The 5,277-nt window shown below is 62.8% G+C and carries 6 protein-coding genes; 4 read left to right on the forward strand and 2 right to left on the reverse strand.

The genetic code is table 11. From position 1 onward, the window contains the following. The 4 genes from AC4FAH_RS04650 to AC4FAH_RS04665 all read left to right on the forward strand — a co-directional run. The coding region (locus AC4FAH_RS04650) for an ABC transporter ATP-binding protein (RefSeq protein ID WP_490245710.1) at positions 1-506 on the forward strand (506 nt) is incomplete at its 5' end. A gap of 281 nt (positions 507-787) precedes the next feature. Further along, positions 788-1,969, forward strand: a complete 1,182-nt coding sequence (locus tag AC4FAH_RS04655; protein ID WP_052384712.1) for an ABC transporter substrate-binding protein — start codon at positions 788-790, stop codon at positions 1,967-1,969. Positions 1,970-2,076: 107 nt separating this feature from the next. Then, the gene (locus AC4FAH_RS04660; RefSeq protein WP_043334657.1) at positions 2,077-2,964 is read left to right on the forward strand and encodes a branched-chain amino acid ABC transporter permease; all 888 of its coding nucleotides are present in this window, start codon (positions 2,077-2,079) and stop codon (positions 2,962-2,964) included. Positions 2,965-3,037: 73 nt separating this feature from the next. Next, the gene (locus tag AC4FAH_RS04665; RefSeq protein WP_490245715.1) at positions 3,038-3,967 is read left to right on the forward strand and encodes a branched-chain amino acid ABC transporter permease; all 930 of its coding nucleotides are present in this window, start codon (positions 3,038-3,040) and stop codon (positions 3,965-3,967) included. A 496-nt stretch (positions 3,968-4,463) separates the two neighbouring features. Here AC4FAH_RS04665 and nirD read toward each other — a convergent pair whose 3' ends face one another. Both nirD and AC4FAH_RS04675 read right to left on the reverse strand, forming a co-directional pair. Beyond that, positions 4,464-4,928: a nitrite reductase small subunit NirD gene (gene nirD, locus AC4FAH_RS04670; protein ID WP_153636554.1), complete on the reverse strand. Its 465-nt coding sequence runs from the start codon at positions 4,926-4,928 to the stop codon at positions 4,464-4,466. Then, the coding region (locus AC4FAH_RS04675; RefSeq protein ID WP_490245711.1) for a hypothetical protein at positions 4,925-5,277 on the reverse strand (353 nt) is incomplete at its 5' end. The genes nirD and AC4FAH_RS04675, both read right to left, overlap by 4 nt.

Consider the following 5,277-nt stretch of genomic DNA (forward strand, 5'->3'; position numbering starts at 1 on the left):
GTGTCGGCTTCTGCCCCGAGGAGCGTGGCATCTTCGCCAGCCTGAGCGTCGAGGAAAATCTGCTGCTGCCACCGCTGGTCAGGAGCACAGGACATGACCAGGGCCGGAGCCAGGGCCAGGGCCAGGGCCAGGGCATGTCGCTGGACGAGCTCTATGCGCTGTTCCCCAATCTGCATGAGCGGCGCACCAGTCAGGGCACGCGCCTCTCCGGTGGCGAGCAGCAGATGCTGGCGTTGGCGCGCATCCTGCGCACCGGGGCGGACCTGTTGCTGCTGGATGAGATCACCGAGGGTCTGGCGCCGGTCATCAACCAGAAGCTGGCCGAAGTGCTGATGATGCTGAAGGCGCGCGGCATGACCATCGTGCTGGTGGAGCAGAACTTCCGCTTTGCCGCACCGCTGGCCGACCGTCATTACCTGATGGAGCACGGCACCATTCTGGAAGAGATCAGCGCGGCCGAATTGCCGGCCCGCCACGAATATCTGCACAAGGTACTGGGGGTCTGAGCTCCCGCTCGGGCTGAGCTGCACAGGGCTGGCCGCCATGCACAGCCTTGCACTCGCCAATCTGAAGTCCGTACGTCTCGCCACAACAATCACAATATTGCCGGGTAATCCGGTCTGGAGATGTCATGCACGCCACCGCTTCATCCAACGCCACTGCTACATCCAACGCCACCGTTTCATCCAACGCCACCGTTTCATCCAACGCCACCCCTGCCGCGTCACCGTTGTCACGCTGCATCACGGCGGCCACTCGCCGGCGCCTGTTGCCGCTGTCCGCGCTCATGATGGGGTCACTGCTGTCGGCGGGAATCGCGCAGGCCGATATCAGCGATGGCGTGATCAAGATCGGCTATCTGGCCGACATGTCGGGCACCTATCGTGACCTGGCAGGCCCGGGCGGCCTCGATGCGCTCAAGATGGCCGTCGAGGACTTCGGCGGCAGCGTCAACGGCATGCCGATCGAGGTATTGAGTGCCGATGACCGCAACAGCGCCGATGTCGGTGCCAATACGGTGCGCGGCTGGATCGATCAGCAGAATGTCGACATGGTCGCCGGGCTGGTGGCCTCATCGGTGAGCATCGCGGTGACGCGGATTCTCGCCGAACAGGACACGCTGGGTATCGTCTCCGGCTCGGCGGCTTCCAGCATCACCAATGAGCATTGCACGCCCAATCATGTCCACTGGGTGTATGACACCTATCCGCTGGCGCACGGCACGGCCAAGGCGATCGTCGATGAAGGCGGCGACAGCTGGTTCCTGTTGACCGCGGATTACGCCTTCGGTCATGCCCTGGAAGGCGATGTGGAAAAGGTGGTGAACGAGAATGGCGGCACCATCGTCGGCAAGGTACGTCATCCATTCCCGACCAGTGATTTCTCCTCCTACATCCTGCAGGCGCAGGGTTCCGGGGCCAAGATCGTCGGGCTGGCCAATGCCGGGTCGGACACCGTCAACGCGCTGACCACGGCGAGCCAGTTCGGCGTGGTGCAGGCCGGGCAGTCGCTGGCGGGGCTGTTGATCTTCCTCAATGACGTGCATGCCCTGGGGCTTGAGGTGGCGCAGGGGTTGCAGCTCACCACCGGCTGGTACTGGGACCTCAATGACGAGACACGTGCCTGGTCCCAGCGCTATCACGAACGCAATGAGCGCATGCCGACCATGGTGCAGGCCGGCATCTACTCCAGCACCCTGCATTACCTGAATGCGGTCGCGGCCACCGGCAGCGATGACACCGCCACCGTGCGCGCCAGAATGGGCGAGACGCCGGTCAACGACATGTTCGCCAACAACGGCACCATCCGTGCCGATGGGCGCATGGTGCACGACATGTATCTGGTCAAGGTCAAGGCGCCCTCCGAGTCCCAAGGCGAGTGGGATGTCTATGACGTGATCCGCACCATTCCCGGCGCTGAAGCCTACCGACCGCTGGCGGACAGCCAGTGCGAGCTGGTCAAGGGCTGAAGCCGAACGTCAGTCGAGTCGCTGAGGCGTATGACATGGCGCTGCCGGTCGGATGATCGGCAGCGCCGAGCGGCTGACGCGAATGGGCGCTGAAAAGGAATGTGCGGATGACCATGATTTTTGGAATACCCCTGATGGTGCTGTTCGGCCAGCTGATGCTGGGGCTGATCAACGGTGCCTTCTATGCATTGCTGAGCCTTGGGCTGGCGGTGATCTTCGGTCTGTTGCGCATCATCAACTTCGCGCATGGTGCCCAGTACATGCTGGGCGCCTTCGCGGCGCTGCTGGGAGCGCAATATCTGGGGCTCAACTACTGGACGGCGCTGATCGTGGTGCCGCTGGTGGTGGGGGCCCTGGGCATCGTGGTCGAGCGTCTGCTGCTGCGGCGCATCCAGCATCTTGATCACCTCTATGGTCTGTTGCTGACCTTCGGGCTGGCGCTGATCTTCGAGGGCACGCTGGTGAATCTGTTCGGTGTCTCGGGGTCGAGCTATCCGATCCCCGAGGCGTTGAGTGGCGGCTTCAAGCTGAGCTTCATGTTCCTGCCCACCTACCGCGCCTGGGTGCTGGTGGCGGCGTTGGTGGTCTGCTTCGGAGTCTGGTTCCTGATCGAGCGCACGCGCCTCGGTGCCTATCTGCGCGCGGGAACCGAGAACCCGGAGCTGGTACAGGCCTTCGGCATCAATGTGCCCTTGATGGTGTCGCTGACCTACGGACTCGGCGTGGCGCTTGCCGCCTTCGCCGGCGTGCTGGCCGCGCCCCTGTATCCCGTCTCGCCGACCATGGGCTCGAGTCTGCTGATCGTGGTGTTCGCGGTGGTGGTCATCGGCGGGATGGGCTCGATTCTCGGCGCCATCCTCACCGGGCTCGCGATGGGGCTGATCGAGGGGCTGACCAAGGTGTTCTATCCCGAGGCCGCCAATACCGTGATCTTCGTGGTGATGGTGATGGTATTGATGCTTCGCCCTGCCGGGCTGTTCGGAAAGGAGGCCTGACATGGCCGTACTGCAACAGGATCACCAGGCCGCGCGTGCAGGCAGCGCGCCGCGCAGAATCACCCCGCTGAGCATGCTGTATCTCGTGCTGTTCCTGCTCGGGTTGTTGGCACCCTGGGTCGCCTATCCCGTCTTTCTGATGAAGATTCTGTGCTTTGCGCTGTTCGCCAGCGCCTTCAATCTGCTGCTCGGCTTCGTGGGGCTGCTGTCCTTCGGGCATGCCGCCTTCCTGGCCACGGGCGCCTATATCACCGGCTTCTTGCTCGCGGAATACCCGGGCCTGAGTCCGGCGCTGGGCATCGTGGCCGGTACGCTCGGCGCGGTAGTGCTGGGGACGCTGTTCGGGGCGCTGGCCATCCGGCGGCAGGGCATCTACTTCGCGATGATCACGCTGGCCCTGGCCCAGATGATGTTCTTCTTCTTCATCCAGGCGCCGTTCACCCACGGGGAAGATGGCCTGCATGGCGTGCCGCGCGGTGAGCTGTTCGGCGTGTTCGATCTGGCGAACAACCACACCCTCTATTACTTCGTGTTCGCGATCTTCGTGGCGGCCTTTGCCCTGATCCGGCGCGTGGTGCATTCCCCCTTTGGTCAGGTGCTGAAGGCCATCCGCGAGAATGAACCGCGCGCCATCTCGCTGGGCTATCACACCGATGCCTACAAGCTGGTGGCCTTCGTGCTGTCGGCGGGGCTGGCAGGCCTGGCGGGAGCGACCAAGACGCTGGTGTTCCAGCTCGCCTCGCTGGGTGATGCCAGCTGGCACATGTCGGGGGAGGTGATTATGATGACGTTGCTGGGCGGCGTCGGCACGCTGCTCGGGCCACTGGTGGGCTCCGGGCTGGTCATCGGGCTGCAGCACCAGTTGGCGCAATCCGCGCTGGGGGATTGGGTCAGAGTGATTCTTGGCGCCATCTTCGTGGTCTGCGTGCTCAGCTTCCGCAGCGGCATCATCGGGGAATGTCAGCGCTGGATCGCGCGTCGTCAGCAGCGGGAAGATAAATGAGTGGCGAGGCGGCGAGAAGGAAAAGCGAGAAGCACGAAGGGAGATCAACAAGAAGGAGTGAGCGGCCCATCGTGCTCTGAAGCAAAGACATCAATGACTTGCCGATGACTTCAGGCATAAAAAAAGTCCACCCCAAATAGGGTGGACTTAAATGCCATTGTATATCGAGGGGGATACGCCGGTCCCGGATCCTCGACTCAGCAATGAGCACGCCATGCGAGATAGCCGCCATTTGCCATCTCGCTGTATAGATTGCATGCCCGATGCCAGCTTTTTGGTATCCCCAATAAAAACAATGGCTTGAGGTATTGGTGCCTGTTTGCGGGCTGCCAAGTGGCGGTCAGATGACTCGAGGCGTGCGCGCTGCTGGGCGATTCATGGTGCGTTGCAGCATGGTTGTGCACCAAATGCGTGCCGTTTTTCGAGCATATCCGTACGTCATCAATAACTTATGTGGCTTGCGGGTGTGGATAGCGGGTGTGGATAGCGGGTGTGGCTAGCAGGCATCGTCTGCCCGCTGGCACTGTACCTGTACCTCGCCGCCTGCCAGACGCACAGGCCACACCGTCAATGCGAGTGTGTCGTCGTCCAGGCATTGGCCATCACTGAGTCGATAGCGCTGCTTGTAGAGTGGCGAGATCACCAGCGGCTCTCCGGCGTGATCACCCAGCAGGCCGCGGGCAATCACGTTGGCGCCTGACACCGGATCATGATGGTCGATGGCGAACAGCGTGAGGTCATCGCTGTCGGCTGTGGCCGGCAGCGTGAACAGGGCGATCTGGCGGGCCTGGCCGTCCGCCTCAAGCCAGGCGGCCACGCCGGAGCCCGGCACCAGGTCCTCGCGCTGGCAGAGTGTCACCCAGCGTAGCGGCGTCTGTGCCGCGGCAGAGGTGTCCTGTGTTGTAAAGGACGGGCTGGAGAGCGGATCGGTAGATGTCGTGGCGAGTGCAGGCGATGTCATGAGCGTACCTCCGTGGCCAGGTGGGTCGTTGACTGAGGTTGATGTTCTGCCACTGCTTCGCGGGCGCCACCGTCGCTGATGATCAGATTGCCACTGGCCAGTTCATCGCGGCTGGCGGGGCGAATCTGGTCGCGCTCGACGATATTGACCACGTCAGGGTCCGGGCGCTGGTCATTCACGTAGCTGCGGAAGCGCTTGAGTTTCTCGGGGCTCTTGAGCGCATTGGCCCATTCGCATTCATAGCGGTCCACCACCTGCTGCATCTGCTCTTCGAGGGTCTCGCCGAGCCCCAGACTGTCCTCGAGAATCACCTCTTTCAGATAGTCGAGGCCGCCTTCGAGGCCCTCGC

The organism is Cobetia sp. (genome assembly GCF_983723665.1).